Here is a 1159-nt window from a genome sequence, read left to right on the forward strand (position 1 = left end):
TGTCGGACGCAGGTAACGATAAGTTTACTCCAGGTGAAAGTAGCTTTGCTGTAACGATTAAACAAGGTAGCAACCCGGTTTCTATTACTTATCCAACTCTGGACTTTTCTGCTGGTGCGGTTATCACACCTGTGATGAGTGGGGGAGAAGCCAAAGCAAGCTACCGTCTGATTAACCAAGCTGAGCCGGTGGTTGAGTTGTTATCTTCAGATTCTGGTCGTTTGAAAGTGCTGCATGCTGGCGACTACCAAGTGGAAGTGACGTTAACTGCACGTAACTATACAACTAAAACCGTATTGGTTAACGGCACCATTAATAAAGCGGATCATCCAGGTCTTACGACGAAGCTTCAAACTGTGGAATTTACGCCATTTAAGACGATTAGTTTGGATTTTGGTAAAACGGTAGGCATTCGTACTTACTCATTTGTTGATACCGTTAGCGAAGAGCTTGCCACGTTATACAATGCGAAAGCTGAGTTGACGCTAACTAATTACTCTCAATATCACTCTATTGCGTTGGATATTTCTGAGAGTGAATCGCGAGATTACAAAGCGTTACCAAGAACAAGAGTTACGGTTCATGTCGATTTGGCAGAATCGGGTGTTGCAGATAAATACACACAACTTGATAGCGAACAAACCGTCATCGTCAGTACCCTCAGTGCCCCACAGTTTTCCAATTTAGAAGAAAGTGAGTTTGGCATCATGGGGTCGCGTTCGGTACGTGAACCGACGGATGATGAGCTGCAAAAATTTGGCAAAGGTAAGGTCGCGCTGTTCTTGTTAAAACCAGTGGGTAGCGATGACCGAACCCAACAAAAGGCAGTCTGGGTACATGTTGCTCGATTTGATGGCTGTACAGCGGATCTGTTTTCTAATGATCTAAAACCATTTGATGCGATTGATTATGACGCTGCAGGTTATTGTTCGAGCGGTAGTACGATTCGCATGACTCGCTTTTTAGTGATTGACGACTCTAAACTAGAAAACATTGAGTATGAGTTGGCAGCGCCTATCGTGTACTACCGTCGCGGTCAACGTGAGTTCTTAGCGAGTGATGACGGCGGTTTTTATGCCAAGCCAAATGTGGTGTACGGCAAAAGCAAGTACGGCTATCCGAAATCACTTTATGAGTGGTCAGTGGTCACCATGAAGTA

At 44.7% G+C, this 1159-nt stretch carries 1 pseudogene; it reads left to right on the plus strand.

Annotation, left to right across the window (positions count from 1 at the left end):
* A pseudogene (locus R8N28_RS26025) lies at positions 1-1159 on the plus strand (cadherin repeat domain-containing protein); the annotation flags it as partial.

The sequence above is a fragment of the Vibrio sp. Vb1554 genome, assembly GCF_033344235.1.